The organism is Clostridia bacterium (assembly GCA_024653205.1).
GTDB lineage: Bacteria > Bacillota > DSM-521 > Neomoorellales > SLTJ01 > JANLFO01.
Genome location: JANLFO010000007.1, coordinates 1 through 24310, shown reverse-complemented (window position 1 = coordinate 24310; position 24310 = coordinate 1). Strand labels below are relative to the sequence as shown.

Genomic DNA, 24310 nt, shown 5'->3' with positions numbered 1-24310 from the left:
TAGCAGCCGAGGGTACCAAACCCGTACCGGTTAGCCTGAAAGGGTGCTCACGTAGCGCAAGGCCGGCCGGCGGGAACGAGGTCATAATATCTCCGCCATCAGCATATCCTAGTACAGTTTTGCCTATCCGACCTATCTTCGTTCTCGCTCTTGCCGGTTAGCCTGGCGTTGGGACTAGTTTACCGTCTTCCGGCGAATAATAAGTAAGGAGGTGGCCCGGTTGACAACCAGACTGGAAGTTGCCTACGTCAGCACCTTTCCTCCTCGTCAGTGCGGGTTGGCTACGTTTACCTGGGATCTGACCACGGCCATAGACGCTTCGGGCCGACTGGCGCCCTCGGTGGTAGTGGCCGTCAATCACCGAGGGCAAGACTTGACCTATCCCCCGGTGGTGAAACAGATTCTGGTTCAGGAAGAGCGTTCTTCGTATGTCCAAGCAGCCAACTTCCTCAACCGCAGCAGAGTGGATGTAGTGGTAGTGCAGCACGAATTCGGCATCTTCGGCGGAACCAACGGCCACTACCTGCTTTCCCTGTTGAGCCACCTGCGCAAGCCGGTGGTAACCACCTTCCATACCGTACTCCCCAACGTGGATTCCCACCGGAAAGCCCTGGTGCAGGAGATCGCCGCCCACAGCGCCGCCGTGGTAGTGCTGGCCCACAAGGGTAAGGAAATACTCACCCAGGTGTACAAGATCGCGCCGGCCAAGATACACGTAATCCACCACGGGGTACCGGTATTGGAGCTGCCCGACGCTTCCGAACTAAGGAAGCGCTACGGCTGGCAGGACCGAAAACTGCTCTGCACTTTCGGGCTGCTGCACCCGGGCAAGGGCATAGAATACGCCCTGAAGGCCCTCCCGCCGGTGGTGGCCAAGCACCCGGAGGTGCTCTACCTGGTTCTGGGCCAGACCCATCCCGAGGTGCGGCGCCGGGAAGGCGAGACCTACAGGAGCAAGCTAAAGGATCTGGTGATGGCGCTCGGCCTGGAGGATCATGTGCACTTCGTAGACTCCTACCTGAGCCAGGAGGAACTCTTGACTTATCTGCATATGACTGACATTTATCTCACACCCTACCTGGAGCCCCAGCAGATCTCCAGCGGCACCCTGGCCTATGCCGTATGCCTGGGCAAGACCGTCATCTCCACGCCGTACATTTACGCCCAGGAAATGCTGGCCGGCGGCCGGGGAATCCTGGTTCCCTTCGCCGATGCCCAGGCTTTAGGCCTGGCCCTGGAAGAGGTCTTGTCTCAGCCCGCCAAGACTGCGGCCCTGAGCCGCGCGGCCCGGGAATTCGGCCGGCAAATGACCTGGCCCCGCGTAGCCGAGGCCTACATGGACCTGTTCCACGAAGTGGTGGCCACAGCCCAGCGGGCGGCGCCGGGGCTAGAAGGTCAGGCCACAAGCTGAACGCCTTGAGGACCACCATCAAGGCTAGGGAGGTGGGCATGGTGAGAAACGGAGTCTATCCCGATCTGAACCTGAACCACTTGCGCCGCCTCACCGACAGGACGGGCATAATTCAGCACGCGGTCTACGCCCTGCCCGACTACCGGACCGGCTACACCACCGACGACAACGCCCGGGCCCTGCTGGCCGCCCTTCAAGTCTATCAGCATCTCCAGGCGCCGGAGGCTCTGGAACTGGCAGAAAGCTACCTGGGTTTTCTCCGCTACGCGCAAAGGCCGGACGGCAAGTGGCACAACTTCGTAGACTATACCCGGTGCTTCCTGGACGAAGAGGGCTCGGAGGATGCTTTCGGCCGGGCGCTTTGGGCCCTGGGATACGCGGCCGCCTCCCTCCCCGAGCACTACCTGGGGCGGGCGGCCAAGGACATGCTGGATAGGGCCCTTCCCTGGTCGGCCGGCCTGACCTATCCCCGGGCCAAAGCTTTTGCCCTCCTGGGCCTGGGGTATTATTATTCGGCGTTCCCTTCGGAGCAAATCCGCGGCTTGATTTGCCTTCTGGCCGATTGGTTCCCGGCTGCCCTGGAGCGGGAACAGACCCGGGAGTGGCAATGGTTTGAACCCTACCTAACCTACTCCAACGCCATCCTGCCCGCCGCCCTGGTGATGGCCTACCGGATAACCGGGCACCGGCTCTACTGGCAGACCGCCGTGCGGGCACTCGATTTTCTGACCGGTCTTCACCTGGCCAACGGGCACCTGAAGCTGGTGGGGAATAAAGGCTGGTACTTCAGAGATTCCCGACCGGCACCTTTTGACGAGCAGCCCGAGGATGCGGGCTGCCTGGTTCTGGCCTATACCCTGGCCTACTGGGTAAGCCGGGAGCGCGAATACCTGCGCCTGGCCGAGAAGTCCTTTGGCTGGTTTCTGGGCCAGAACGAACTGGGAGTTGCCCTCTACGATTGCGAGTCCGGAGGCTGCTGCGACGGTCTGACCCCTCACGGCCCGAACCCCAACCAGGGAGCGGAATCCCTCTTGGCCTACCTGCTGTCGCGGTTGGCCGTGGAGACCGCCGGTCGGCTGGAGGAAGGAAAAGAAGAGGCCGCAGTACCCCTGGTGGTTCCCTGCTAGTTCGGCTCAAGCACAAAAGGGAGCCTCCGGCCGCAATAGCGACAGCGCCCGTCGGCCAGGCCCGAACTGCTCACCCGGTAACCCAGGCGCTCCACTACCGGCCGACCGCAACCCGGGCAATAGGTGGTGGAGGCTTCGGCGTCCGGCACGTTTCCCAGATATACGAAGGAGAGCTTGCGGCGGGCCAGTTCCCGGGCCCGCCGCAGGGTTTCGACGGGCGTAGGCGGCAGGCGGAGCCGGTAATGCGGAAAGTAGCGGGAGAAGTGAAGAGGGGTATCCGATCCCAGATGCGTGGCTATCCAGTCAACCAGTTGTTCCAGTTCCTCCCGGCCATCGTTTAGACCCGGGACCAGCAAGGTGGTAATTTCTACATGACACCCGGCTTCCTTGGCCTGGATTGCCGTGCGCAGTACCGGCTCCCGTTCGCCGTGTACTACCCGGCGGTAGAAGCTGTCGGTGAAACTCTTAACGTCTATGTTCAGAGCATCCACGTAGGGCAACAACTGCGCCAAAGGCTCGGGATTGATAAAACCGTTGGTCACCAGGACGTTCCGGTAGCCCTTCTCCCTCACCCCGCGGCTGGCGGCCAGCACGTACTCGTACCACACCGAGGGCTCGGAGTAAGTGTAGGCCACCCCCACGCAGTGAGGGGGAGCCTGGCGCGTCAGCACCTCTATCAGCGCCTCGACGCCGAGCTCGAAAGTTGCTCCTACATCGCCGCGGGCGATCTCCCAGTTTTGGCAGAACTCGCAATGAAAATTGCAGCCCACGGTTCCCAAGGAGAAAACGACCGTGCCCGGACAGAAATGATACAGCGGTTTTTTCTCCACCGGGTCAAAGCCCCAGGAGGATACCCGGGCATAGTTGAGGGTGTAAAGCCTGCCTCCGTGATTCTCCCTCACGCCGCAAATACCCTTCTTGCCGGGTGCAAGCACACAGCGGTGGGGACAGAGCCCGCAGCGCACCCGGCCCTCATCCAGCTTTTCGTAGAAGGCCGCTTCCTGCATTACGCCTCTCGCTCCCCAAATCAAGTCCCGTCCCTTCTGAGCTATCTCAGTTTGCTCCCCGGCACCCGGATTCCCCCTCGCGCCGGTCGCTTCGCCAACCGAACAGCCTTACGCTTCGGGCTCCCGGCGCGCTCCCCGCGAAAGAAACCGTCCTCGGCACCGGCGCAGCTTCGCCATTCAGAAGCCTAGCGGCCCCCCTCCACCCTCGCCCTCGCCAAGCTCAGTGCCCGGCGAAGCCTTAGTGGCGCAGCCCAAATCTCAGTAGTACCTCTTTACCTCAAAACGCTCTACGATGCAGTCTTCCTCCGGCCCGATGCCCGCCTTCAGCTTGGCAATGCGAAGCTGCTCTTCCACGGTGTCCACACCTTCCAGATCGGGCAGTAACACCCCCGTGCGCCAATCCTTGCGCACTATTACGCCGAAGCGCTTCGGATCGAGTTCTTCGAGTCCTTTTACCGGCTCCGGTTTGCCCAACACATCGACTGAGTAGGTTAGCTCGGAAAGCTCGTCCGGCCGCACGGGTTCAAAGCGAGGATCCCGCGTGCCGGCGCTTATGGCGTTGACGATGATCTCCTCCGCCAGGCTCGGCCGCGTAGGCCGAATGGTACCTATGCATCCCCGTAACTGCCCGTGCTTCTTCAGGGAGACAAAAGCCGCCGCCGGCCGCGCCAGCTCCGCCGGCAGGGGATGGGGGAGCTTGATAAGGCGGCCTTCCCGGACGTAGGCTTCCAGGCTCTGCCGCGCCAGGCGCACCGGCCAGGAACCCTCCTCTGCAGAAACCGATAGGCGCCCCAGGAGACAGCGCTCCGGGTCTTCTTCTCCCGGCTCCATCAGGGCCACCAGGTAACCCACCCCAAACGGGCCTTCGTAGGACAGCACCTCGGTCCTGACCCTTACGCCGTCCAGGGCTCCCAGGGCAACAACCAGCGAGCGCCACCCGCACTCTCCGGCCCTTTCGGCCCACTCTTCCGATAGAGTGATTATCTCGTAGAGCTGCCCTCGCTCCAGAAGTTCGCGTAGCCGGCGGTCGAACTCTTTACCCTCCGGATCGTAGCCGGCCGGAGCCCCGGGCAATAATCGGTGCGACAGGTCCCCGCTGGCAACCACTGCCACCCTTCGGCCGCTCGCCTGCACCGCCTCACGAATCACGGCTCCCAGCCGATACAGTTGAGGCCGCGGCCAGAGGGCATAGGTGAGTACTACCAGACGGAAGGAGGCCGGGCCGCGGCGTAGGTAGTAAAGCGGGGCGGTCACTCCGTGATCCAGTCCCGCTCCCAGTCCGGGCCATCCCGTCCAGCGCCGGTTCATCTCTACCGCCAGCCCGACCGCCCGGGCCCGATCGCGAATGGCGGTCGCCAGCTCCAGATCGTTGCCGTAACGAAAGCCCACCTCCGGGGCCCCGAAGGCAGCCAGGTCACCCACCAACTCCCGTTCTGCCGCCACATAGACCGTATCCCGGGCCAGAGGACCGTGGGGGGTAATGAAAAGCAGGACCTCCGGGCCCAGGACCGCGAGCCTGCCCGCCACCTGCTCCATGGCCCGGACCGTCTTCTCCACACCCCTGGCATCTTTCCCTCCCACCTCCGGTACCATTACCGGCGGATGGGGCACCAAACAGGCAACGGTTACCTCACCCTTGCCGCTCAATCCGTTTCACCTCCGCCGTTCAGGCATTCCCCGTCTCCTGACCATTCTTTCCCGCTCGCGCCGGCGGCCCCGGTCCACCCCAGGCCGGTAGCTCGGGCAACGAGTGCTTCCCCTGCGGATCCCCACTCTTTGTCCCGGCAGTCCCGGTTCGCCCTCGTACCGTTCGCTTCGCCGCCCGAACTGCGGCTCCGGCTTCCGGGTTCCGCAGGCACCGCTTAGGCGCCGTCCATGGCGCCGGCGCGGCTTCGGCCATCCGTGGCCTTCGGCCCGCCTCTGCCCTCGCCCTCGCCGAGTTCGGTGCCCGGTGAGACTTCAGGTACTCGGTGAAACCGGGACTGACAGGGAAAAGCGAGGATAATCCAGGTGCTTCCCTACGCTCCCGGCTTCGGGGGCCTGACTGCCCGTGCCCCTTCCAGGATCAGCAAGCGGGCCTTGGTCTCCCGCCCCTCACTGAAGCCGCCGAGATCCCCGGACTTACCTATCACGCGGTGGCAGGGCACTATTACGGGCCAAGGATTGGCCTTGAGGGCCTGTCCCACCGCCCGCCAGGCGCGGGGGCGACCGGACTGCTCCGCCAGCCAGCCATACGAACGGGTCTGACCATAAGGTATGAGCCTGACGGCCGATAACACCTGACGGCGGAACCCGGTAACACACCCCCAGTCAAGGCTTGCGGAATCGGCGAAATCCACGCGCTCCCCGGTGAAGTAGGCCTCCAGCCGCCCAGGAAGATCGCCAAAACCTTTGGGGTCCACTTCCCAGGAAGAGGCCCTAATCCGGTTCCGTAAGGCGGCCAGAGCCGCTTCTTCTTCTCCCCGCGGGAGAACCAGCGCCGCCAGCCCCTTTTCGCTTCCCGCCAGCGCGATCCAACCCCAAGCCGTTCGTACCGTAAGGTAGCGCATGACTGGCTAAATAATTCGGCATTTCACGGGCTAGAACCTTCCGGCACCCGGCCGGCAAGATACCGGATTACTCCGCTGTACACGGCCAGGGCTACCTTCTGCTGATAGTATGGATCGTTCAGCAGTCTTTCCTCCTCCGGATTGGACAAAAAGCCCACTTCTACGATTACCGCCGCGGGTACGGTGAGATTGCGGAGCAGGTATAATTCCAGTGACTTGGCCCGACGATTGGTGTTGCCCAGGATGCGGATGAGTTCGGCCTGGATGGCTTCGGCCAGGAGACGGCCCTCCTCCGAAGAAGGGTGGTAGAAGGTCTGGGCACCCCTCCACCGCGTACCGAAGGCGTTGGCCTGAATGCCCAGATAGATTTCCGCTTCATGCTCGCGGGCAATGGCGATGCGGCGGTCCAGGTCCTCCCGCTTTCGGGCACCGAGGCTTTTCCCGGGGCTGCCCAGATCCACATCCGTCTCCCGGGTCATCACTACCGCCGCTCCGGCCTGGGCCAAGAGGTCCCGCAAACGAAGGCTGATGGCCAGGGTTACGTCCTTTTCCCTGGTTCCTGCCGGCCCGACCGCCCCGGGATCTACCCCGCCGTGGCCGGGATCCACCACCACCCGGCGGCCGGCCAGAAGCCAGGAAAAGACAGGGAAACTCTCCTCCCTCCTCGCCCACCTCCACACACCCAGCAGGATCAGGACCAGGATTACCGCCAGCACTATCCGCAGGTGACGGCCCCGAACTATCACAATCACCGCTTTTGACCCCCAGGGGAGAGTTTATGCCCCGACCATTAGACGGAGAACCTCCATCCCAAACACAAAAAAGCAGGGTTGCCCCCGCCCTTTTGCTTTTTGCCGTATGGATTCTTGCCAAACCGCTCAGCGCTTGGAGTACTGCGGTGCCTTTCGGGCCTTCTTAAGCCCGTACTTACGGCGTTCTTTCATCCGCGGATCCCGGGTCAGGAGCCCTCCCCGGCGCAGGGCGGGACGCAGCCCGGAGTCCGCCTGCAGCAGAGCCCGGGCTATACCCAGGCGCACCGCCCCGGCCTGACCGGAAACCCCGCCCCCCCGCACGTTGGCGATAACCTCGTACCGCCCTTCCAGGCCGACCGCACGCAGAGGTTCGAGGATCTTCTGCCGAAGCATCTCCATCGGAAAGTAATCCTCGAGCAGCCGGCGGTTTACCATCACCCGGCCCTGCCCCGGTCTTATCCATACCCGTGCTACGGCTTCTTTTCTCCTTCCGGTACCGTAATACAACCCGTTCACTCCCTCCAGCCTTGCCAGGGTTCGGGCTTCTGGGCCTGGTGCGGGTGCTCGCTTCCCCGGTAGACCCGCAGCTTCTTCAGCATCTTCCTACCCAGCCGGTTCGGGGGCAGCATGCGCCGCACCGCTTCTTCCACCGCCAGCTCCGGCTTCTCGGCCAGGAGCTTCTTGTACTGTATCCTTTTCAGGCCCCCGGGGTAACCGGTATGGTAAACGTAGTACTTGTTCTCCGCTTTCTTTCCCGTCAGCCTCACCTTGGCGGCGTTGACGATTATTACGTGGTCTCCGGTGTCCACATGCGGCGTGTAGATGGGTTTGTGCTTGCCCCGCAGAATCCGCGCCGCCTCCGAGGCCAGGCGGCCCAGCGGCCGGTCGGTGGCGTCGAGAATGTACCAGCGGCGCGTTACTTCTCCCGGTTTAGCCGCGTAAGTGCTCTGCATTACTTTCACCCCGCTCCTGCGCTCAGCGTTTCTTATTTTAGCTGCCGCCGGCAGCATCTGTCAAGCCGGGGTTCCGAAAAACTACCCTTTCCAGACACAGGCCCCGTGCCGGCGCGGTGGGCCCGGCGGCCTCCCGCCGGCCCTCGGCCATTATGGCGGCCACCTGCTCCGGTTCCAGCCGGCCCAGTCCTACCTCCAGCAGGGTGCCCACGATGATTCTGACCATGTGGTAGAGGAAGCCGTCCGCCGTCGCCTCTACCCGTATCCTGGGTCCCCACCGCCTCACCCGGCACCGGTAAAGCGTGCGAACCGTGGTCCTGGCCGCTCCCCCCGAGGCACAGAAAGCCCGGAAATCGTGCCGGCCCACCAGGTAGCCGGCCGCCTCCTGCATGGCATCCACCGCCAGCGGAGCGCGCACCTCCAAGACGTACCGGCGTCGAAACACGTCGGGAAGCGGGTGGTTGTGGATGGTGTAGCTGTACGTCTTATAGAGTGCGTGCTTGCGGGGGTCGAAACCGGGCGGCACCTCTTCCGCCTTCAGTACGGCGATATCAGGGGGAAGAACGCTGTTGGCCGCCAACGGCCACCGATCTAAGGGGATGCGACTCCGGGTGGAGAATACCACCACCTGTCCCCGGGCGTGCACTCCGGCATCGGTACGACTGGCCGCCACCAGGCTCAGACACTCCCCGGTGAGCTCGCCGAGTCTCTCCTGCATCACGCCCTGGACGGTCGGGCCCCGGACGGCAGGCTGCACCGCCCAGCCGTGGTAGGCCGTACCGTCGTAGGCCACGGTCAGCTTCAGATAGCGCATGGAACGCTAGACCAGTTCCACCACCGCCATGGGAGCGCCGTCTCCGTGACGCACCCCGGCCTTGATTACCCGGGTATATCCTCCCTGACGCTCCTTGTACCGAGGTCCCAGCTCGTCGAACAACCGTTTGACCACGCTCTCGTCCAGAAGGAAGGCCAGCGCCTGCCGGCGGGCGTGCAGGTCCCCTCTCTTGCCCAAGCTTATCATTCTGTCTGCCAGACGGCGCAGTTCTTTCGCCCTGGTTTCCGTAGTCTCCAGCCGTCCCTCCCGCAGAAAGGAGGTAACCAGGTTGCGCAGCATGGCCCGGCGGTGGTCGCTGCGCCGCCCCAGCTTGCGGTAACTCATTGCTCCGTCACCCCCTACTCTTCCGCCTTCCGCAGGGACAGTCCCAACTCGGCCAGCTTCTGCTGTACTTCCTCCAGGGACTTTTTGCCCAGATTGCGGACCTTCATCATGTCTTCCTCGGTTCGCTGGATCAGTTCCTGCACCGTATTGATGCCCGCCCGTTTCAGGCAATTATAGGAACGCACGGAAAGGTCGAGGTCCTCTATACTCATGTTGAGTATCCGGTCCTGGCGATTGTCCTCCTTATCCGCCGGACTGATCTCCTCGGAAACCATATCGGTAAGGCCCAGGAAAAGCTTCAAGTAGTCGGTCATGATGCGGGCAGCGGCGCCTACCGCTTCCCCGGGTTCCAGGCTTCCGTTCGTCCAGACTTCCAGGATAAGCTTGTCGTAATCCGTAACCTGACCGACCCGCGTGTTCTCTACCCGGTAATTGACGCGAGGTACCGGCGTAAAGATGGAATCCACGGGTATCACCCCGATGGGTTCTCCTTCCCGCTTATTCCTTTCTGCCGGCCTGTAGCCTTGGCCCTTTTCCACGGTCATCTCCATGAAAAGGCGACCGCCCTCTTCCAGGGTGGCTATATGCCAGTCCGGGTTGAGCACCTCCACGTCGGCGTCGCAGATAATATCCTCCGCCTTTACCTCTCCCTCGCCCTCGGCCTCGATCCTTACCGTCTTGGGACCGTCGCCGTACATCTTCAAACATACGCCCTTGAGGTTGAGCAGGATATCCGTGGTATCCTCGATTACGCCGGGGAGGGTGGAGAACTCATGCAGAACCCCCTCGATCTTGACCTGGGTAATGGCCGCACCGGGGAGGGAGGACAACAGCACCCGCCGCAGGGCGTTGCCCAGGGTGATGCCGTAGCCTCTCTCCAGCGGCTCGATCACATAGCGGCCGTAGCGCCGGTTGGGGCTCAGCTCCACGCAGCTTATGCGGGGCTTTTCAATCTCCAGCATGCTACCCCCTCCTCCGCCGTTACCGGGAGTAGAGTTCCACGATCAGGTGCTCCTCCACGGGTACGTCGATTTCGTCTCGCTGCGGGAGTCGAAGTACCCGGCCGCGCAGGTTTTCCTTATCGACCTCCAGCCAGGCCGGCGGCGTACGGTGGGCCAGCGCTTCGGCCAGGGCCTTGAACTTGGGTAGATCCCGGCTGCCCTCCCGCACCGCGATTTCATCCCCGGGTCGTACCTGATAAGAGGGAATGTCTACCTTGCGGCCGTTGACGGCAAAATGGCCGTGGCGTACCAGTTGCCGGGCTTCCGGCCGGGAGCCGGCCAGGCCGAGCCGAAAGACCACATTGTCCAGGCGGCGTTCCAGGAGCCGCAGCAAGTTCTCGCCGGTGGCGCCTTTTTGCCTCTCCGCGCGCTCGAAGTAGTTGCGGAACTGCCTTTCCAGCACTCCGTAAACGCGCTTGGCCTTCTGCTTCTCCCTGAGCTGCATCCCGTACTCGGTAACCTTCTTGCGACCGTGCCCGTGCAGACCCGGCGGGTAAGGCCGGCGCTCCATGGCGCACCTATCCGTGTAGCACCTCTCCGCCTTGAGGAAAAGCTTGATTCCTTCCCGCCGGCAAAGGCGACAAACCGGTCCGGTGTATCTGCTCACTCTTCCACCCCCAGATTAGACCCGACGGCGCTTGGGCGGCCGACACCCGTTGTGCGGTATGGGCGTAACGTCTTTGATGACCGTTATCTCCAGTCCCGCCGCCTGCAGCGAACGGATGGCGGCCTCGCGGCCCGCACCCGGTCCCTTTACCCGACATTCCACTTCTTTCATCCCGTAGCCCAGGGCTTCCTTGGCCGCAGCCTCGGCCGCCATCTGGGCGGCATAAGGAGTGCTCTTGCGTGAACCCTTGAAGCCTACCGTGCCGGCACTGGCCCAGGACAGGGTATTACCGCTCTTGTCGGTAATGGTAACGATGGTATTATTGAAGGTCGATTTGATGTGCGCAATGCCGCTTTCCACATGACGCTTTTCCTTACGACGCGCCCTGGTAGCTCTCCTACCCATAGCCTCCTCTTCCTACCCCCTTGCCTCGATTGTTCTACTTCTTGCGCCGCACGCCAACCGTCTTGCGCGGTCCCTTGCGGGTCCTGGCGTTGGTTCGGGTTCTCTGCCCCCGAACCGGCAGCCCCCTCCGGTGCCGCAGCCCCCGATAGCAACCGATATCTATAAGCCGCTTGATGTTCATGGCTACGTCCCGCCGGAGGTCGCCCTCTACCGTACAATTCCGGTCGATATACTCCCGCAGGCGGCTTACCTCATCTTCGGTAAGGTCCCTAACCCGGGTATCGGGGTTGACCCCGGTGGCCTGAAGTATCCGGCGCGAAAGGGAACGCCCGATTCCGTATATATAGGTCAGGGCGATCTCCACCCGTTTGTCCCGTGGCAGATCTACGCCGGCTATACGTGCCACCTTTTCACCTCCTTCTCCTTAGCCTTGCTTTTGCTTGTGCTTGGGGTTCTCACAGATGACCATTACCCTGCCGTGACGCTTGATGACCTTACACTTTTCACAAATAGGCTTTACCGAAGGCCTTACCTTCAAGGTTTTCCCCTCCGCTTCCGTAGCTACTTGTAGCGATAGGTGATCCTTCCCCGGCTAAGGTCATAAGGGGATAACTCCACGGTAACCCGATCCCCAGGCAGGATCCTAATGAAGTTCATTCGGATTTTACCCGACACGTGGGCGAGCACCCGGTGACCGTTGTCCAGCTCTACGCGGAACATCCCGTTGGGGAGCGGCTCCACTACCGTACCCTGAACCTCAATAACCTCCTTTTTCGCCATCCCCTTCCTCCTCTCCACCGGGGACGTTAGTCAAAGCAGCCAGCGCTCTCCTGACCTCCGCATCGGTGGGAGGCTTCCCGGACTCTATCTTGGTCGCCAGTTCCAAGGCCACCTTTTGGGTTGGCTGCAGATGTCTTACGTTTTTGCGCTTAGGTCTGGCTACCCGCCGCAGGTCCCCGTCCACCACATAGACAAACCCCTCGTCGGATACCCTATACACCAGAAACGGTCGCCCGCGATCGCGGCCGGCCTTGGAGAAGACCAGCTGCCCTATCCTCAGGACCGGTGGGTGCGCCGCCAAGACTCACCCACCCCCTCAGGGAAGCGTGAGCACCCGGGGCCCTTCGGTGGTCACGGCCACGGTGTGCTCGAAGTGGGCAGAATAACTCCCGTCCCGGGTCACCACCGTCCACCCATCGGCCAGAACCAAAACCTCCGGCCCGCCCAGGTTGACCATAGGCTCGATGGCCAGGGTCATACCCGGAGTCAACCGGGGCCCCCGACCGGGGCGCCCGTAGTTGGGCACCTGAGGCTCTTCGTGCATGGTGCGCCCGATGCCGTGGCCCACGAACTCGCGCACGACGCTGAAACCGTTCTTCTCCACGTGCATCTGGATGGCATGGGAAATGTCGCTAAGACGACGACCCGGTCGCGCCTGCTCAATACCCAGCCACAAAGCCTCCTGCGTAACCCGCAGCAGGCGCTCTACCTCGGGCTTAACCCGGCCCACGGGCACGGTAATGGCGGCGTCTCCGTGGTAGCCTTCTAGTTCCGCGCCGATGTCGATACTAATAATATCTCCCTCCACCAGTCTCCTTAAACCCGGCAGGCCGTGCACCACTTCCTCGTTAACCGAGGCGCAGATGCTGGCCGGGAAACCCCGGTAGCCCTTGAAGGAAGGGTACGCCCCCTGCTTAAGGATGTAGCTTTCGGCCGCCTCATTCAGCTCCTGGGTGGACACCCCCGGCACGACCATTCTCTCCAGCAGGACCAAGGTCTCGGCCACAACTCGACCCGCTTGGCGCATCAACTCCAGTTCGCGGTCGGACTTAAGAATGATCAACTCGGGTCAAACCCCTACTTCTGCCTCAGGGCGTCCAATAAGGAGCGGAATACCTGCTCCACCTCTTGGTCTCCATTAACCTCCCTCAGCAGGCCCCGCTCGCGATAGTAGGCCAGGAGCGGGGCCGTCTGGCGCCGGTAGACCTCCAGCCGGCTCCGTACCGTAGCCTCGGTGTCGTCGCTGCGGTGGTACAGTTCTCCGCCGCACCGGTCGCAGACCCCGGGCCGGCGGGGAGGATTAAATTCCAGGTGGTAGTTGGCTCCGCACTGCCGGCAAACGCGGCGGCCGGTAAGCCGGGCCACCAGCTTCTCTTCCGGAACGTCGATGTTCAGCACCGCGTCCAGCTTCAACCCCATCTCCTGCAGCATCCGGCCCAGGGCCTCGGCCTGAGCCACGGTGCGGGGAAAGCCGTCCAGGAGAAAGCCGGAACTGCAATCCGGCTGCAGCAAGCGCTCCCTCACCATTCCCACCGTTACTTCATCGGGCACCAGTTGCCCGGCATCCAGGTACTTCTTGGCTTCCAGCCCCAGGGGGGTGCCCTCGGCTACCGCCGCCCGAAACAGGTCACCGGTAGAAACGTGAACTATTCCCAGTTCCCGCACCAGCCGCTCGGCTTGGGTGCCTTTTCCTGCCCCCGGCGGGCCCATTATTACCAGGCGCATAGACGCTCGCCTGCGCGGGGCAAAACCCGCGCGGCTTCTCCCCCTTTCTTACTTGATAAAGCCTTCGTAATGGCGCATCAGCAGGTGCGCTTCCAGTTGTTTCATGGTATCCAGAGCCACGCCTACCACGATAAGCAGCGAGGTGCCGCCGAAATAGACGTTAAGGCCGGTAACGGCGGTAACGATGTTGGGCAGCACGGCAACAAAGGCCAGGAACACCGCCCCGGCAAAAGTTACCCGGGTAAGAATCCGTTCGATATACTCCGCCGTCGGCCTGCCCGGCCTCAGGCCCGGGATAAACCCCCCGTACTTCTTGATGTTGTCCGCCACGTCCACCGGATTGAAGGTGATGGCCGTGTAAAAGTAGGTGAAGAAGATGATCAACACCGCGTACAGTATCATGTACGGAATGGTCCGGAAATCGAAGAAGTTAACCACTGCCTGGGCAAAGTCGTTTTGGGGAAACCAGGAGGCCAGGGTATTGGGAAACAGCAAAATGGACATGGCAAAGATGACCGGGATTACGCCTGCCTGGTTCACCCGGAGGGGTATGTGGGTGCTCTGACCCCCGTATACCCGCCGGCCCACCACCCGCTTGGCATACTGGACCGGTATCCTCCTCTGCCCCTCGTTCATGGCCACGATGGCGGCAATTACCAGCACGGCTATAATTACAAAGCCTACCACGCTTATTACGCCCACTGTGCCGGTGCGCAGGAACTCGTATATGCTGTAGAACTCACGCGGCAGTCGGGCCACGATGCCGGCGAAAATCAGTAGAGAAATCCCGTTCCCGATACCCCTCTCGGTTATGAGTTCGCCCATCCACATCAGGAAGACGGTACCAGCGGTTAAGGTAAGAGCTACCATCAGGTACGCGGGTATCCCCGGGTGCATCAGAGCCGGCGGCTGCGAGCGCCCCAGGAACACGGCCATACCGATTGCCTGAATGAAGCCCAACACTACCGTACCGTATCGGGTGTACTGTACGATCTTGCGCCGCCCTTCTTCCCCTTCCTTGGCCAATTGCTCCAGCCGGGGTATAACCACGGTCAACAGCTGCATGATGATCGAGGCGTTGATGTAGGGCATGATGCCCATGGCAAAAACGGTGAAACTCTTGAAGGCCCCGCCGGAAACGATATCCAGGAAGCCGAAAAGGAGGCCGGCCTCCATGACCTGGGCCAGCGCAGCCTTATCTATGCCCGGGACGGGAACGTGCGCCCCCACCCGGAATACCACCAGCATCAGCAAGGTGAACACGATTCGCCGCCGGAGATCCGGCAGCCTCCAGGCACTTGCCAGTGTTCCCAGCACCTATACCACCTCGACCCGGCCGCCGGCGGCTTCTATCTTGCGCCGGGCCGCCTGGCTAAAGCCGTGCGCCCGCACCGTTAGCGCCTTGGTCAACTCTCCTTCGCCCAGGACTCTTACGCCCCATGAGAGCTTCTTTACCAATCCCTTCTCGGCCAAGAGCTCGGGAGTAACCACTTCGCCTTCGCCAAAACGGTTGAGTTCGCCCACGTTGATTACCGCCATGCGCGGGCGGTCGCTGGTAAAGCCCCGCTTGGGAATGCGGCGCACCAGGGGCATCTGCCCTCCTTCGAAGCCTCGCCGCACGCCGCCTCCGGAACGGGCCTTCTGACCCTTATGGCCCTTGCCCGCGGTCTTGCCGGCACCGCTGGCTATGCCCCGGCCCACCCGAAAGCGGGAACGTCGGGAACCCGGTGCCGGGCTTAGTTCGTGCAGTTCCACCGTTTTCCCCCCTAACCCTCGACTACTTCTTCTACGCGCACCAGGTGCTCTACTTGACGAATCATGCCTCTTATGGAGGGCGTATCCGCATGCACAACCTGGCTGTTGAGCTTGCCCAAACCCAAGGCCCGTACCGTGCGCCGCTGCTTCTCCGGCCGGCCGATAAGGCTTCTTATCAAGGTAATGCGCAGTCTTTTCATCTCCGGCGCCCCCTTAGGCCAACAACTCGGCGGCGGTCTTACCCCGCAGGCGGGCTACCTCTTCCGGTCGTCGCAACTGCTTCAGACCTTCAACGGTGGCATAGACCACGTTTATGGCGTTATTGGAACCGAGCGATTTGGTCAGAACGTCCTTTATCCCGGCCGACTCCATAACCGCCCGCACCGGGCCGCCAGCAATGACCCCCGTACCGGGGCTGGCCGGCTTCATGAGCACCTTGGCCGCCCCGAACTCGCCGACTACCTCGTGGGGTATGGTGGTGCCCACCAGCGGCACCTCGATCAGGTTCTTCTTGGCCACCTCTACTCCCTTGCGGATGGCTTCGGGCACCTCTCCCGCCTTGCCCAGGCCTGCACCCACGTGACCGTTCCCGTCGCCCACCACTACCATTACGCTGAAGCTGAACCGCCGGCCGCCCTTGACCACTTTGGCCACGCGGTTTATGCTCACCACTCTTTCGCTGAGTTCGGTTTGCGAAAGATCTATGCGCTTCGGCAAGTTGCCGCCTCCTTCCTAATCGCCCTCTCAGCTAGAAGTCGAGGCCGCCGGCCCGCGCCCCTTCGGCCAGGGCGGCCACCCGGCCGTGATAGAGATTGCCTCCCCGGTCGAATACCACCTTGGTGATCCCCAAGGCTTTCGCCTTGGCGGCCAGTCTCTCCCCTACCAGCCGGGCCGCCCGGATGTTCTTGCCCTTTCCTTCCAGCTGCGCCCGAATCTCCGGGTCCAACGTAGAGGCGGCTACCAGGGTATGGCCGCGGCTATCATCGATGATTTGGGCATAGATGTGGGCGTTGCTGCGGTATACGCAAAGCCGCGGTCGGGAACTGGTGCCCGTTATGCGTTTGCGAAGGCGCAGGTGTCTCTTGGCCCGCAGCTTCTTCCGATCTTCCCTCTTGATCACCCTGTACCGCCCCCTACCTCTTCTTACCGGTGCCGGCCTTACCCACCTTATGCCGGATGCGTTCGCCCTCGTACCGAATACCCTTGCCCTTGTAGGGCTCCGGGGGTCTTATGCTCCGGATGCGGGCCGCCAGGTTGCCGACCGCCTCCTTATCTATGCCCCTCACCACGATCCGGTTGGGCGCCGGCACCTCTATGCTCAGCCCCGGCCCGGGTTCTATCTCCACCGGATGGGAATAGCCCACCTGGAGGACCAGCTTTTCGCCTTGCTTGCTTGCCCGGTAGCCCACTCCGCTTAGCTCCAGCACCCGCTGAAAGCCCTGACTTACTCCTTCCACCATGTTCTTGATTAAGGTGCGGCACAGGCCGTGTAGGGCCCGGTGCTGATTGGCGTCTGAGGGCCGTTCCACCAGGATCCGGCCCGCTTCCAGCTTTACCGAGATGGCCGGGGGCAGGCTTCGGGCCAGTTCCCCTTTGGGCCCCTTGACCCGAACCAGGTTGCCCTCTACACTCACCTCCACACCGGCCGGGATCTCCACCGGCATTCTCCCGATACGGGACAAATCCCGTCCCCCCTTACCAGATATAGCAGATTACTTCGCCGCCCAGCCCGCGCTTGCGTGCTTCCTTATCGGTCATGACGCCCCGCGAGGTGGAAATGACGGCGATTCCCAGCCCGCCCAGCACCCGGGGAAGCTGATCCTTGCGCGCGTACACCCGCAGGCCGGGCCGAGAAATGCGCTTCAGACCGGTTATGATCTTTTCCTTGTTGGGTCCGTACTTGAGGTACAGGCGGAGCACCCCTTGCCTGCCGTCCTCAATGTACTCGTAGTCCCGGATAAAGCCTTCGCGCTTCAGGATGTCCGCCAGAGCCCGCTTCATTTTCGAAGCCGGCACTTCCACCGTATCCTTCCGGATGGTGGTGGCATTGCGTATACGGGTCAAGAAATCGGCAATGGGATCGGTCATTGGCTCACCGGCCTCCTTACCAACTAGCCTTGCGAACGCCCGGGATTTCCCCCCGGTGGGCCAAGGTCCGGAAGCATATCCGGCACAGCCCGAACTTGCGCAGGTACGCCCGGGGCCGACCGCACAGGTAGCAGCGATTATAGGCACGGACCTTAAACTTCGGAGGCCGCTTCTGCTTGATGATCAGAGACTTCCTGGCCACCCAGGTCTCCCTCCTCTAGGATCGGAACGGCATGCCCAACAGCCGCAACAACTCCCGGCCTTCCTCGTCGGTGCGGGCGGTAGTAATAATGCTGATGTTCATTCCCCGTACCCGATCCACTTTGTCGTACTCTATCTCCGGAAAGATCAACTGCTCCCGCAGCCCCAGGTTGTAGTTGCCCCGACCGTCGAACCCCTCGGGCGGAACCCCGCGAAAGTCGCGCACCCTCGGCAGAGCTACGTTAATCAGTCGATCCAGGAACTCGTACATGCGGTCGCCCCGCAGGGTAACCATACAGGCTATGGCCATTCCCTTGCGCAACTTGAAGGCAGCAATGGAGCGTTTGGCCCGTCGAATGGCCGGGCGCTGGCCGCTGATGGCGGTCAGGTCTTGCACCGCCGCATCCAGGGCTTTGGGATTCTGGGCGGCCTCCCCCACGGCAATGTTGAGCACTATCTTTTCCAGCCGGGGAGCCTGCATTACGTTCTTGTAGCCGAAACGGCGCATGAGCTGCGGCCGAACTTCCTCCAGGTAGCGCCTCTTGAGATTGGGCATTTCTCTTTCGACTGCCGCCTCCAACACCGACCCTCCTTATCACTGCGCCTTAGTCTAGGTGTTCCCCGCACCGCCGGCACACCCGCACCTTCTTGCCGTCCTCCAGAAGGCTGCGACCGACCCGACTGGGAGCCTCGCACCGGGCGCACCAGAGCAGGACGTTAGAGGCGTGGACGGAGGCCTCTTTTTCCACAATCCCTCCCTGGGGGAGTTGGCGCGTGGGCCGCAGGTGGCGCTTCACCAGATTCACGCCTTCCACGGTCACCCGGTTTCTCCGGCGGTCAACGGCCAGCACCTTCCCCCGCTTGCCTTTCTCCTTACCGGTAATAACCACCACGGTATCGCCTTTCTTCACGTGCATGACCCGTCACCCGCCTTCAGAGCACTTCCGGAGCCAGGGAGATGATCTTCATGAAATCCTTCTCCCTCAGCTCGCGGGCCACCGGGCCGAATATGCGCGTTCCCCGGGGGTTCCCCTGCTCGTTAATGATTACCGCCGCGTTCTCGTCAAAGCGGATGTAGGAGCCGTCAGGGCGGCGCACCGGTCTCCGGGTGCGTACCACCACCGCCCGAACCACGTCGCCTTTCTTCACCACGCCTCCGGGAGTGGCCTCCTTGACCGAGGCGATGATCACGTCACCCACCGAGGCGTAACGCCGCTCGGATCCTCCGAGAACGCGAATACACAAAAGGCGCTTGGCACCGGTGTTGTCTCCGACTTTGAGTACGGATTCCTGCTGGATCATACTTCCACCACCTTATCTTCCGGCAATACCGTACGGCGCTCCAGTATTTCCACTACCCTCCAGCGCTTCTCCTTGCTGAGGGGCCGGGTTTCCATGATGCGTACCACGTCGCCCACCCGGCACCGGTTTTCCTCGTCATGGGCCTTCAGGCGCCTGGTCCGCCGTATGGTCTTGCCGTAAAGGGAGTGACGAACCGTGGTTTCTACCTCCACTACCACGGTCTTGTTCATCTTATCGCTCACCACCGTGCCCACCCGCACCTTACGGTTTCCGCGCTCCTCGCCCGCCATGACCGGCTAGGCCTCCTTCCTTTCCCGCCCGAGCTCGCGCTCCCGCAGCACCGTCTTGGCCCGGGCAATGCTACGCTTGACATCCCGAATACGCATGGGATTATCCAGCTGTCCGGTGGCCGCCTGGAAGCGCAGATTGAACAGCTCCTGCTTCCAGTCCACCAGCTTCTGCTTTATTTCCTCGCTGGTCAGGTCCCGGATTTCACTAGCCCTCACCGGCTTCACCACCTAGGCCTTCTCGCTTGATAAACTTGGTCTTGATGGGCAGCTTGTTGCTGGCCAGACGCATGGCCTCCCGGGCCATGTCCTCCGGTACGCCCGCCAGCTCAAACAAGACCCGACCGGGCTTGACTACCGCCACCCAGTACTCCGGGCTGCCCTTGCCGCTACCCATGCGGGTTTCCGCCGGCTTGGCGGTTATCGGCTTGTGGGGAAAGATCTTGATCCACAGTTTTCCCCCGCGCTTGATGCACCGGGTGATGGCCACCCGTGCGGCCTCGATCTGGCGGGCGGTAATCCAGGCCGCCTCCAGGGCCACCAGGCCGTAATCGCCGTAGGCCAGTCCGGTGCCGCCCTTAGCCCTTCCCGCCAAGCCACCCCGCTGTTCCTTACGGTATTTAACCCGTTTGGGAGCCAGCACGGCTACTCTCCCCCTTTACCTGCGGCCCTGGCAGCCTCCGGCAGAACGTCGCCGCGATAAATCCAGACCTTGATGCCGATCTTCCCGTAGGTAGTGTTGGCCTCGGCAAAGCCGTAGTCGATGTCCGCCCGCAGGGTCTGGAGCGGCACCTTGCCTTCGCTGTACCATTCAGTTCGGGCGATCTCCGCCCCGGCCAGGCGTCCCGAGCAGGCGATCCTTATGCCCTGGGCCCCCATGCGCATGGCCCGGGAGACGGCCTGCTTCATGGCGCGCCGAAATGATACCCTCTTTTCGAGTTGCGCCGCCACTCCTTCGGCCACCAGCTGGGCCTCCAGTTCCGGCCGCTTGATTTCCACGATATTAAGGTTCACCTGCCGCCCGGTACGCTTCTCCAGCTCCTGGCGCAGGCGTTCCACCTCCTGTCCTCCCCGGCCGATGACCAGGCCGGGCTTGGCGGCGTGAATGGTGATCTTCAGCCGGTTGGCCGCCCGCTCGATTTCTATATCCGACACTCCCGCCACGTAGAGCCTGGACTTCAGATAACGCCGCAGCTCCAGGTCCTCGTGCAGGAGTCTGGCGTAATCCTTGGCCGCGTACCAGCGGGCATTCCAATCACGAATAATCCCCAGGCGCAGTCCTTCTGGATGCACTTTCTGCCCCACGCATCACCCCTCCTTATGGGCTACTACCACGGTAACGTGGCTGGTGCGGTGCCGCATAAGATTGGCCCGACCGAAGGCCCGGGGCATATACCGCTTGAGACTCGGGCCCTGATCCACGTAGGCCCGGGCCACGTAGAGTCGGTCCCGGTCAAGGTCATGGTTGTGCTCGGCGTTGGCCACCGCCGACTGAAGCACCTTGGCAATAATCCGGCCAGCCTTCTGGGGAGTAAACCGGAGAATGGCCATGGCTTCGTCCACGCCCTTTCCCCGGATCAGACTGACCACTCCCTGGGCCTTCTTCGGCGACAGCCGCACGTATCTGGCGGTAGCGCGTACCTCCATGCCCACCTACCCCTTCTTATTTCAAGGCTGTGGATCTTTCCGTATGGGCGCCGTGGCCACGGAACAACCGTGTAGGCGCAAACTCTCCCAGCTTGTGGCCGACCATATCCTCGGTAATGTAGACGGGCACGTGCCGCCGCCCGTCGTGCACGGCAATGGTGTGCCCCACCATCTGCGGAAAGATGGTAGACCGCCGGGACCAGGTCTTGATTACCCTCTTTTCGCCCTTCTCGTTCAGGGCCTCAATCTTTTTCAGCAGGTGGCTGTCACAATAAGGCCCCTTTTTCTTGGAACGGCCCATATCGCCTCTCCTATCCCCCTTCGGCTACTTACGACGCTTGACGATCATCTTGTCGGAAGGCTTATTTTTCTTTCGGGTCTTGACGCCCAACGCCGGCTTGCCCCAGGGCGTTACCGGGTGCCGGCCGATAGGCGCTTTACCCTCGCCGCCTCCGTGCGGATGATCTACCGGGTTCATCACTACCCCGCGTACGGTCGGCCGGATGCCGAGCCAGCGTTTCCGCCCCGCCTTACCGATGACCACGTTCTCGTGATCCACGTTGCCCACCTGGCCGATGGTGGCCTTACAGTCGAGGTGAACCAGGCGCACCTCCCCGGAAGGCAAACGTATGTGGGCGTAATCGCCCTCCTTGGCCATCAACTGGGCCGAAGACCCGGCCGAGCGCGCCAACTGGCCGCCCTTACCCGGTTTGAGCTCTATGTTGTGAATAACCGTACCGACCGGGATGTTCCTCAGGGGAAGGGCATTGCCCACGCGGATGTCGGCCTTCTCCCCCGACTCGATCCGATCTCCTACTACCAAACCATGAGGAGCAAGGATGTAGCGCTTCTCGCCGTCGACGTAGTGGATCAGGGCGATATGCGCCGAGCGGTTGGGATCGTACTCCAGTGCCGCCACCCGTCCGGGAACTCCGTCCTTATCCCGCCGGAAGTCGATCAGGCGATAGAAGCGCTTGGTCCCCCCGCCCCGGTGCCGTACCGTAATCCGGCCCTGGAAGTTTCGGCCGGCGTGCTTCTTCAGGGGCCTGACCAGTTGCTTCTCCGGTTCCTTACGCGTCAGCTCCCCGTAGTCTACCACCGTCTTCTGACGAATTCCCGGCGAAGTGGGCTTATAGGCTTTGACCGGCACTCTATCACCCCGCTTTACAGCCCTTCGATAATCTCGATCTTGTCGCCCGGTTTGAGGGTCACGACGGCCTTCTTTCGATCCGGTGTGCGTCCGACCGTTCTTCCCAGGCGTCTCCGCTTGCCCCGAACTTTAAGGGTATTGACCTTAACCACGGTGACATGAAAGAGTTCCTCCACCGCCCGCCGGATGTCCACCTTGGTGGCCCGGGGATGGACCAGGAAGGTGTACTTGTTTTCGCCCATCAACCGGGTGGATTTCTCGGTAACTACCGGCCGGATGATGACGTCCTGAGGCACCAGCATCTACGCTAACACCTCCTCCAACCTGCCGACCGCCTCGCGGCTGAGCACTACCTTCTCGTGCGCCAGGAGGTCGTAAGGGTTGAGGCTGTCTACCGTGGTAAGCCTTACGCCCGGCAGGTTGCGCACCGCCCTCTTCAACTCTGCCGGCGGATTGTCCGCTACCAGCAGAGCCTGGGGCCAGGCGCCCACCGCCCGCAAAAAGGCCGAGGCTGCTTTGGTCTTGGGCGGGACCGGCGGCAACGACTCTACTACGATCAGCTTGCCCTGCGCCAGCTTGGCAGATAAGACCGCCCGTAGGGCCAGGCGTCGCAGCTTTCGCGGTAAGACAAAGGAGTAGTCCCGCGGCCTGGGGCCGAATACCGCCCCGCCGCCCCTCCATAAGGGCGAACGAATGCTGCCGGCCCGGGCCCGGCCGGTTCCTTTCTGGCGCCACGGCTTGCGGCCCCCTCCGGCCACTTCACCCCGCCTCTTTGTAGACGCCGTGCCCCGCCGCCGATCTGCCAGTATCCTCACCACCGTCCGGTGGACCGTAGCTCCGTGCTCCGTGGGGACCAGCCCGAAGACATCGTCCCGCAACTGCACTTCCCCGACCGGCCGGCCTTCGGTATTCACCACCGCTACGCTGATCAAGTTTCCCACCGCCTCACGCTTTAGCTTTGGCCTTAACCGAAGCTCTTACCATCACCAGGCTGCGGCGAATACCCGGCACGGAGCCCTTTACCAGCAGAAGATTACGCTCCGGATCCACCCTGACAACCTCCAGGTTCTGAACCGTAACCCTCTCCTGGCCCATTCGGCCCGGAAGCCTGCGTCCCTTGAACACCCGGGCCGGCCCCTTGGCGGCCAGGGAACCAGGGCGCCGGTGGTATTTAGAGCCGTGGGACATGGGACCGCGTTGGAAGCCGTGGCGCTTGATACCGCCGGCAAACCCGTGACCCCGGCTGACCCCGGTTACGTCCACGGCCTCTCCGGGCTTGAACATCTCTACCCGCAGTTCCTGGCCCACCTGATAGTCGTCGGCATTATCCACCCGGAATTCCCGCAGATACCGGAAAGGACCCGCCTTGGCCCGGGCAAAATGCCCGCGCAGGGGCCGGTTAACCCGGTGCTCCGGCACGGGTTCAAAGCCAACCTGGATGGCCGGGTAACCGTCGGTTTCCGGCACCCTCTTCTGCACTACCACGCAGGGTCCGGCCTGAATGACCGTGACCGGCAGGCAACGCCCGTCTTCGGTAAAGACCTGGGTCATGCCCAGTTTGCGACCGATAATTGCTTTGCCCAAAGTCCATCTCTCCCGCCTAGAGCTTGATCTCGATATCCACCCCCGCCGGCAGGTCCAGCCGCATAAGCGCGTCCACCGTCTTGGGCGTAGGATCCAGAATATCGATCAGACGCTTGTGGGTTCGCAGCTCGAATTGCTCCCGGGAGTCCTTGTACTTATGCGGGGCCCGGATAACCGTATACACCGAGCGCTCGGTCGGCAGCGGCACGGGACCGGCTACCAGCGCGCCGGTACGCCGGGCGGTTTCTACGATCTTCTGCGAGGACTGGTCCAGTACCCGGTGGTCGAAGGCCCGGAGGCGGATGCGGATCTTCTGGTGCGTCACGCTTCCCCCTCCCGGCTATTCTTTAATGGTGGTGACCACGCCAGCGCCCACGGTACGGCCGCCCTCGCGGATGGCAAAGCGCAGTCCCTCTTCTATGGCTATAGGCGTGATCAGCTCTATTTCCATATGCAGGTTGTCCCCAGGCATTACCATCTCTACTCCCTCGGGCAGCCTTATTACCCCGGTTACGTCCGTGGTCCTAAAGTAAAACTGCGGCCGGTAACCGCTGAAAAACGGCGTGTGCCGCCCGCCTTCTTCCTTGGTCAGTACGTATACCTGAGCACTAAACTTGGTGTGCGGCTTGATACTCCCCGGCTTGGCCAAAACCATGCCCCGCTCCACTTCCTTGCGGTCTACTCCCCGCAACAGACACCCTATGTTGTCCCCCGCTTCGGCCACGTCCAGAGTCTTGCGGAACATCTCTACCCCGGTGACTACCGTCTTGCGCGGCTTGTCCATTAACCCCACTATCTCTACTTCGTCCCCTACCTTGAC

42 protein-coding genes are annotated in these 24310 nt (G+C 62.3%); 2 read left to right on the top strand and 40 right to left on the bottom strand.

What is annotated here, in order from left to right:
* Positions 1-220 precede the first annotated feature (220 nt).
* On the top strand, positions 221-1411 hold the full coding sequence (locus NUV99_05110) for a glycosyltransferase family 4 protein (GenBank protein ID MCR4419499.1): 1191 nt from the start codon (positions 221-223) through the stop codon (positions 1409-1411).
* A gap of 41 nt (positions 1412-1452) precedes the next feature.
* A complete protein-coding gene (locus NUV99_05105) occupies positions 1453-2538 on the top strand; it encodes a glycosyltransferase (GenBank protein MCR4419498.1) in 1086 nt (361 codons plus the stop codon).
* On the opposite strand, the gene amrS is transcribed toward NUV99_05105, so the two are convergent.
* From amrS to NUV99_04905, 40 genes are all read right to left on the bottom strand, one after another.
* Entirely contained in the window at positions 2535-3545 is a 1011-nt protein-coding gene (amrS, locus tag NUV99_05100) for an AmmeMemoRadiSam system radical SAM enzyme (GenBank protein ID MCR4419497.1), read from the bottom strand. The genes NUV99_05105 and amrS overlap by 4 nt on opposite strands.
* A gap of 258 nt (positions 3546-3803) precedes the next feature.
* On the bottom strand, positions 3804-5192 hold the full coding sequence (amrA, locus tag NUV99_05095; GenBank protein MCR4419496.1) for an AmmeMemoRadiSam system protein A: 1389 nt from the start codon (positions 5190-5192) through the stop codon (positions 3804-3806).
* Between the two features lie 371 nt (positions 5193-5563).
* Positions 5564-6094, bottom strand: coding sequence for a methylated-DNA--[protein]-cysteine S-methyltransferase (locus tag NUV99_05090; protein ID MCR4419495.1), 531 nt, complete (start codon positions 6092-6094; stop codon positions 5564-5566).
* A 23-nt stretch (positions 6095-6117) separates the two neighbouring features.
* Positions 6118-6846 carry an N-acetylmuramoyl-L-alanine amidase gene (locus tag NUV99_05085; protein MCR4419494.1) on the bottom strand — a complete coding sequence of 243 codons (729 nt, stop codon included), beginning with the start codon at positions 6844-6846 and terminating at the stop codon, positions 6118-6120.
* Between the two features lie 126 nt (positions 6847-6972).
* A complete protein-coding gene (gene rpsI / locus NUV99_05080) occupies positions 6973-7380 on the bottom strand; it encodes a 30S ribosomal protein S9 (GenBank protein MCR4419493.1) in 408 nt (135 codons plus the stop codon).
* Positions 7359-7799, bottom strand: a complete 441-nt coding sequence (gene rplM, locus NUV99_05075) for a 50S ribosomal protein L13 (protein ID MCR4419492.1) — start codon at positions 7797-7799, stop codon at positions 7359-7361. Before rplM ends, rpsI begins: the two co-directional genes overlap by 22 nt.
* A 37-nt stretch (positions 7800-7836) precedes the next feature.
* Positions 7837-8613, bottom strand: coding sequence for a tRNA pseudouridine(38-40) synthase TruA (truA, locus tag NUV99_05070; protein MCR4419491.1), 777 nt, complete (start codon positions 8611-8613; stop codon positions 7837-7839).
* 6 nt (positions 8614-8619) lie between these two features.
* A complete protein-coding gene (rplQ, locus tag NUV99_05065) occupies positions 8620-8958 on the bottom strand; it encodes a 50S ribosomal protein L17 (GenBank protein ID MCR4419490.1) in 339 nt (112 codons plus the stop codon).
* Positions 8959-8972: 14 nt separating this feature from the next.
* Positions 8973-9920 carry a DNA-directed RNA polymerase subunit alpha gene (locus NUV99_05060; protein MCR4419489.1) on the bottom strand — a complete coding sequence of 316 codons (948 nt, stop codon included), beginning with the start codon at positions 9918-9920 and terminating at the stop codon, positions 8973-8975.
* A gap of 19 nt (positions 9921-9939) precedes the next feature.
* The gene (gene rpsD / locus NUV99_05055; GenBank protein ID MCR4419488.1) at positions 9940-10566 is read right to left on the bottom strand and encodes a 30S ribosomal protein S4; all 627 of its coding nucleotides are present in this window, start codon (positions 10564-10566) and stop codon (positions 9940-9942) included.
* Positions 10567-10581: 15 nt separating this feature from the next.
* Positions 10582-10971 carry a 30S ribosomal protein S11 gene (rpsK, locus tag NUV99_05050; GenBank protein MCR4419487.1) on the bottom strand — a complete coding sequence of 130 codons (390 nt, stop codon included), beginning with the start codon at positions 10969-10971 and terminating at the stop codon, positions 10582-10584.
* 34 nt (positions 10972-11005) lie between these two features.
* A complete protein-coding gene (gene rpsM / locus NUV99_05045) occupies positions 11006-11377 on the bottom strand; it encodes a 30S ribosomal protein S13 (protein MCR4419486.1) in 372 nt (123 codons plus the stop codon).
* Positions 11378-11395: 18 nt separating this feature from the next.
* A complete protein-coding gene (rpmJ, locus tag NUV99_05040; protein MCR4419485.1) occupies positions 11396-11509 on the bottom strand; it encodes a 50S ribosomal protein L36 in 114 nt (37 codons plus the stop codon).
* 23 nt (positions 11510-11532) lie between these two features.
* Complete coding sequence (infA, locus tag NUV99_05035) at positions 11533-11751, bottom strand: translation initiation factor IF-1 (GenBank protein ID MCR4419484.1); 219 nt, start codon at positions 11749-11751, stop codon at positions 11533-11535.
* Positions 11729-12052, bottom strand: coding sequence for a KOW domain-containing RNA-binding protein (locus tag NUV99_05030; protein MCR4419483.1), 324 nt, complete (start codon positions 12050-12052; stop codon positions 11729-11731). Before NUV99_05030 ends, infA begins: the two co-directional genes overlap by 23 nt.
* Positions 12053-12067: 15 nt before the next feature.
* On the bottom strand, positions 12068-12814 hold the full coding sequence (gene map, locus NUV99_05025) for a type I methionyl aminopeptidase (protein ID MCR4419482.1): 747 nt from the start codon (positions 12812-12814) through the stop codon (positions 12068-12070).
* Positions 12815-12828: 14 nt separating this feature from the next.
* Positions 12829-13476 carry an adenylate kinase gene (locus NUV99_05020; protein ID MCR4419481.1) on the bottom strand — a complete coding sequence of 216 codons (648 nt, stop codon included), beginning with the start codon at positions 13474-13476 and terminating at the stop codon, positions 12829-12831.
* A 48-nt stretch (positions 13477-13524) separates the two neighbouring features.
* The gene (secY, locus tag NUV99_05015) at positions 13525-14793 is read right to left on the bottom strand and encodes a preprotein translocase subunit SecY (protein ID MCR4419480.1); all 1269 of its coding nucleotides are present in this window, start codon (positions 14791-14793) and stop codon (positions 13525-13527) included.
* Positions 14794-15231 carry a 50S ribosomal protein L15 gene (gene rplO, locus NUV99_05010; protein ID MCR4419479.1) on the bottom strand — a complete coding sequence of 146 codons (438 nt, stop codon included), beginning with the start codon at positions 15229-15231 and terminating at the stop codon, positions 14794-14796.
* Positions 15232-15242: 11 nt separating this feature from the next.
* Entirely contained in the window at positions 15243-15431 is a 189-nt protein-coding gene (rpmD, locus tag NUV99_05005; GenBank protein MCR4419478.1) for a 50S ribosomal protein L30, read from the bottom strand.
* 13 nt (positions 15432-15444) lie between these two features.
* A complete protein-coding gene (gene rpsE / locus NUV99_05000; protein MCR4419477.1) occupies positions 15445-15948 on the bottom strand; it encodes a 30S ribosomal protein S5 in 504 nt (167 codons plus the stop codon).
* A 31-nt stretch (positions 15949-15979) separates the two neighbouring features.
* On the bottom strand, positions 15980-16351 hold the full coding sequence (gene rplR / locus NUV99_04995; GenBank protein ID MCR4419476.1) for a 50S ribosomal protein L18: 372 nt from the start codon (positions 16349-16351) through the stop codon (positions 15980-15982).
* Between the two features lie 13 nt (positions 16352-16364).
* On the bottom strand, positions 16365-16913 hold the full coding sequence (rplF, locus tag NUV99_04990) for a 50S ribosomal protein L6 (GenBank protein ID MCR4419475.1): 549 nt from the start codon (positions 16911-16913) through the stop codon (positions 16365-16367).
* A 13-nt stretch (positions 16914-16926) separates the two neighbouring features.
* On the bottom strand, positions 16927-17319 hold the full coding sequence (rpsH, locus tag NUV99_04985; GenBank protein ID MCR4419474.1) for a 30S ribosomal protein S8: 393 nt from the start codon (positions 17317-17319) through the stop codon (positions 16927-16929).
* Between the two features lie 16 nt (positions 17320-17335).
* Positions 17336-17521 carry a type Z 30S ribosomal protein S14 gene (locus tag NUV99_04980; protein ID MCR4419473.1) on the bottom strand — a complete coding sequence of 62 codons (186 nt, stop codon included), beginning with the start codon at positions 17519-17521 and terminating at the stop codon, positions 17336-17338.
* A 15-nt stretch (positions 17522-17536) separates the two neighbouring features.
* On the bottom strand, positions 17537-18076 hold the full coding sequence (rplE, locus tag NUV99_04975; GenBank protein ID MCR4419472.1) for a 50S ribosomal protein L5: 540 nt from the start codon (positions 18074-18076) through the stop codon (positions 17537-17539).
* Between the two features lie 49 nt (positions 18077-18125).
* Positions 18126-18437: a 50S ribosomal protein L24 gene (gene rplX / locus NUV99_04970; protein ID MCR4419471.1), complete on the bottom strand. Its 312-nt coding sequence runs from the start codon at positions 18435-18437 to the stop codon at positions 18126-18128.
* Positions 18438-18453: 16 nt separating this feature from the next.
* Complete coding sequence (rplN, locus tag NUV99_04965; GenBank protein MCR4419470.1) at positions 18454-18822, bottom strand: 50S ribosomal protein L14; 369 nt, start codon at positions 18820-18822, stop codon at positions 18454-18456.
* Positions 18819-19112 (bottom strand): 30S ribosomal protein S17, encoded by a 294-nt coding sequence (rpsQ, locus tag NUV99_04960; GenBank protein MCR4419469.1) that lies wholly within the window; start codon positions 19110-19112, stop codon positions 18819-18821. Before rpsQ ends, rplN begins: the two co-directional genes overlap by 4 nt.
* 6 nt (positions 19113-19118) lie before the next feature.
* Positions 19119-19328 (bottom strand): 50S ribosomal protein L29, encoded by a 210-nt coding sequence (rpmC, locus tag NUV99_04955; GenBank protein ID MCR4419468.1) that lies wholly within the window; start codon positions 19326-19328, stop codon positions 19119-19121.
* Positions 19318-19752: a 50S ribosomal protein L16 gene (rplP, locus tag NUV99_04950; GenBank protein ID MCR4419467.1), complete on the bottom strand. Its 435-nt coding sequence runs from the start codon at positions 19750-19752 to the stop codon at positions 19318-19320. Before rplP ends, rpmC begins: the two co-directional genes overlap by 11 nt.
* Before the next feature lie 2 nt (positions 19753-19754).
* Positions 19755-20414 carry a 30S ribosomal protein S3 gene (rpsC, locus tag NUV99_04945; GenBank protein ID MCR4419466.1) on the bottom strand — a complete coding sequence of 220 codons (660 nt, stop codon included), beginning with the start codon at positions 20412-20414 and terminating at the stop codon, positions 19755-19757.
* A 3-nt stretch (positions 20415-20417) separates the two neighbouring features.
* Complete coding sequence (rplV, locus tag NUV99_04940; GenBank protein MCR4419465.1) at positions 20418-20756, bottom strand: 50S ribosomal protein L22; 339 nt, start codon at positions 20754-20756, stop codon at positions 20418-20420.
* A 16-nt stretch (positions 20757-20772) separates the two neighbouring features.
* Positions 20773-21057, bottom strand: a complete 285-nt coding sequence (rpsS, locus tag NUV99_04935; protein MCR4419464.1) for a 30S ribosomal protein S19 — start codon at positions 21055-21057, stop codon at positions 20773-20775.
* A 24-nt stretch (positions 21058-21081) separates the two neighbouring features.
* Entirely contained in the window at positions 21082-21906 is an 825-nt protein-coding gene (rplB, locus tag NUV99_04930; GenBank protein ID MCR4419463.1) for a 50S ribosomal protein L2, read from the bottom strand.
* A gap of 14 nt (positions 21907-21920) precedes the next feature.
* Positions 21921-22208: a 50S ribosomal protein L23 gene (gene rplW, locus NUV99_04925; protein MCR4419462.1), complete on the bottom strand. Its 288-nt coding sequence runs from the start codon at positions 22206-22208 to the stop codon at positions 21921-21923.
* On the bottom strand, positions 22209-22838 hold the full coding sequence (gene rplD / locus NUV99_04920) for a 50S ribosomal protein L4 (GenBank protein MCR4419461.1): 630 nt from the start codon (positions 22836-22838) through the stop codon (positions 22209-22211). It lies immediately after the preceding gene.
* Positions 22839-22851: 13 nt separating this feature from the next.
* Positions 22852-23490, bottom strand: a complete 639-nt coding sequence (rplC, locus tag NUV99_04915) for a 50S ribosomal protein L3 (protein MCR4419460.1) — start codon at positions 23488-23490, stop codon at positions 22852-22854.
* 16 nt (positions 23491-23506) lie between these two features.
* On the bottom strand, positions 23507-23815 hold the full coding sequence (rpsJ, locus tag NUV99_04910) for a 30S ribosomal protein S10 (GenBank protein ID MCR4419459.1): 309 nt from the start codon (positions 23813-23815) through the stop codon (positions 23507-23509).
* 15 nt (positions 23816-23830) lie between these two features.
* On the bottom strand, positions 23831-24310 hold a 480-nt coding region (locus NUV99_04905), incomplete at its 5' end, for an EF-Tu/IF-2/RF-3 family GTPase (protein ID MCR4419458.1).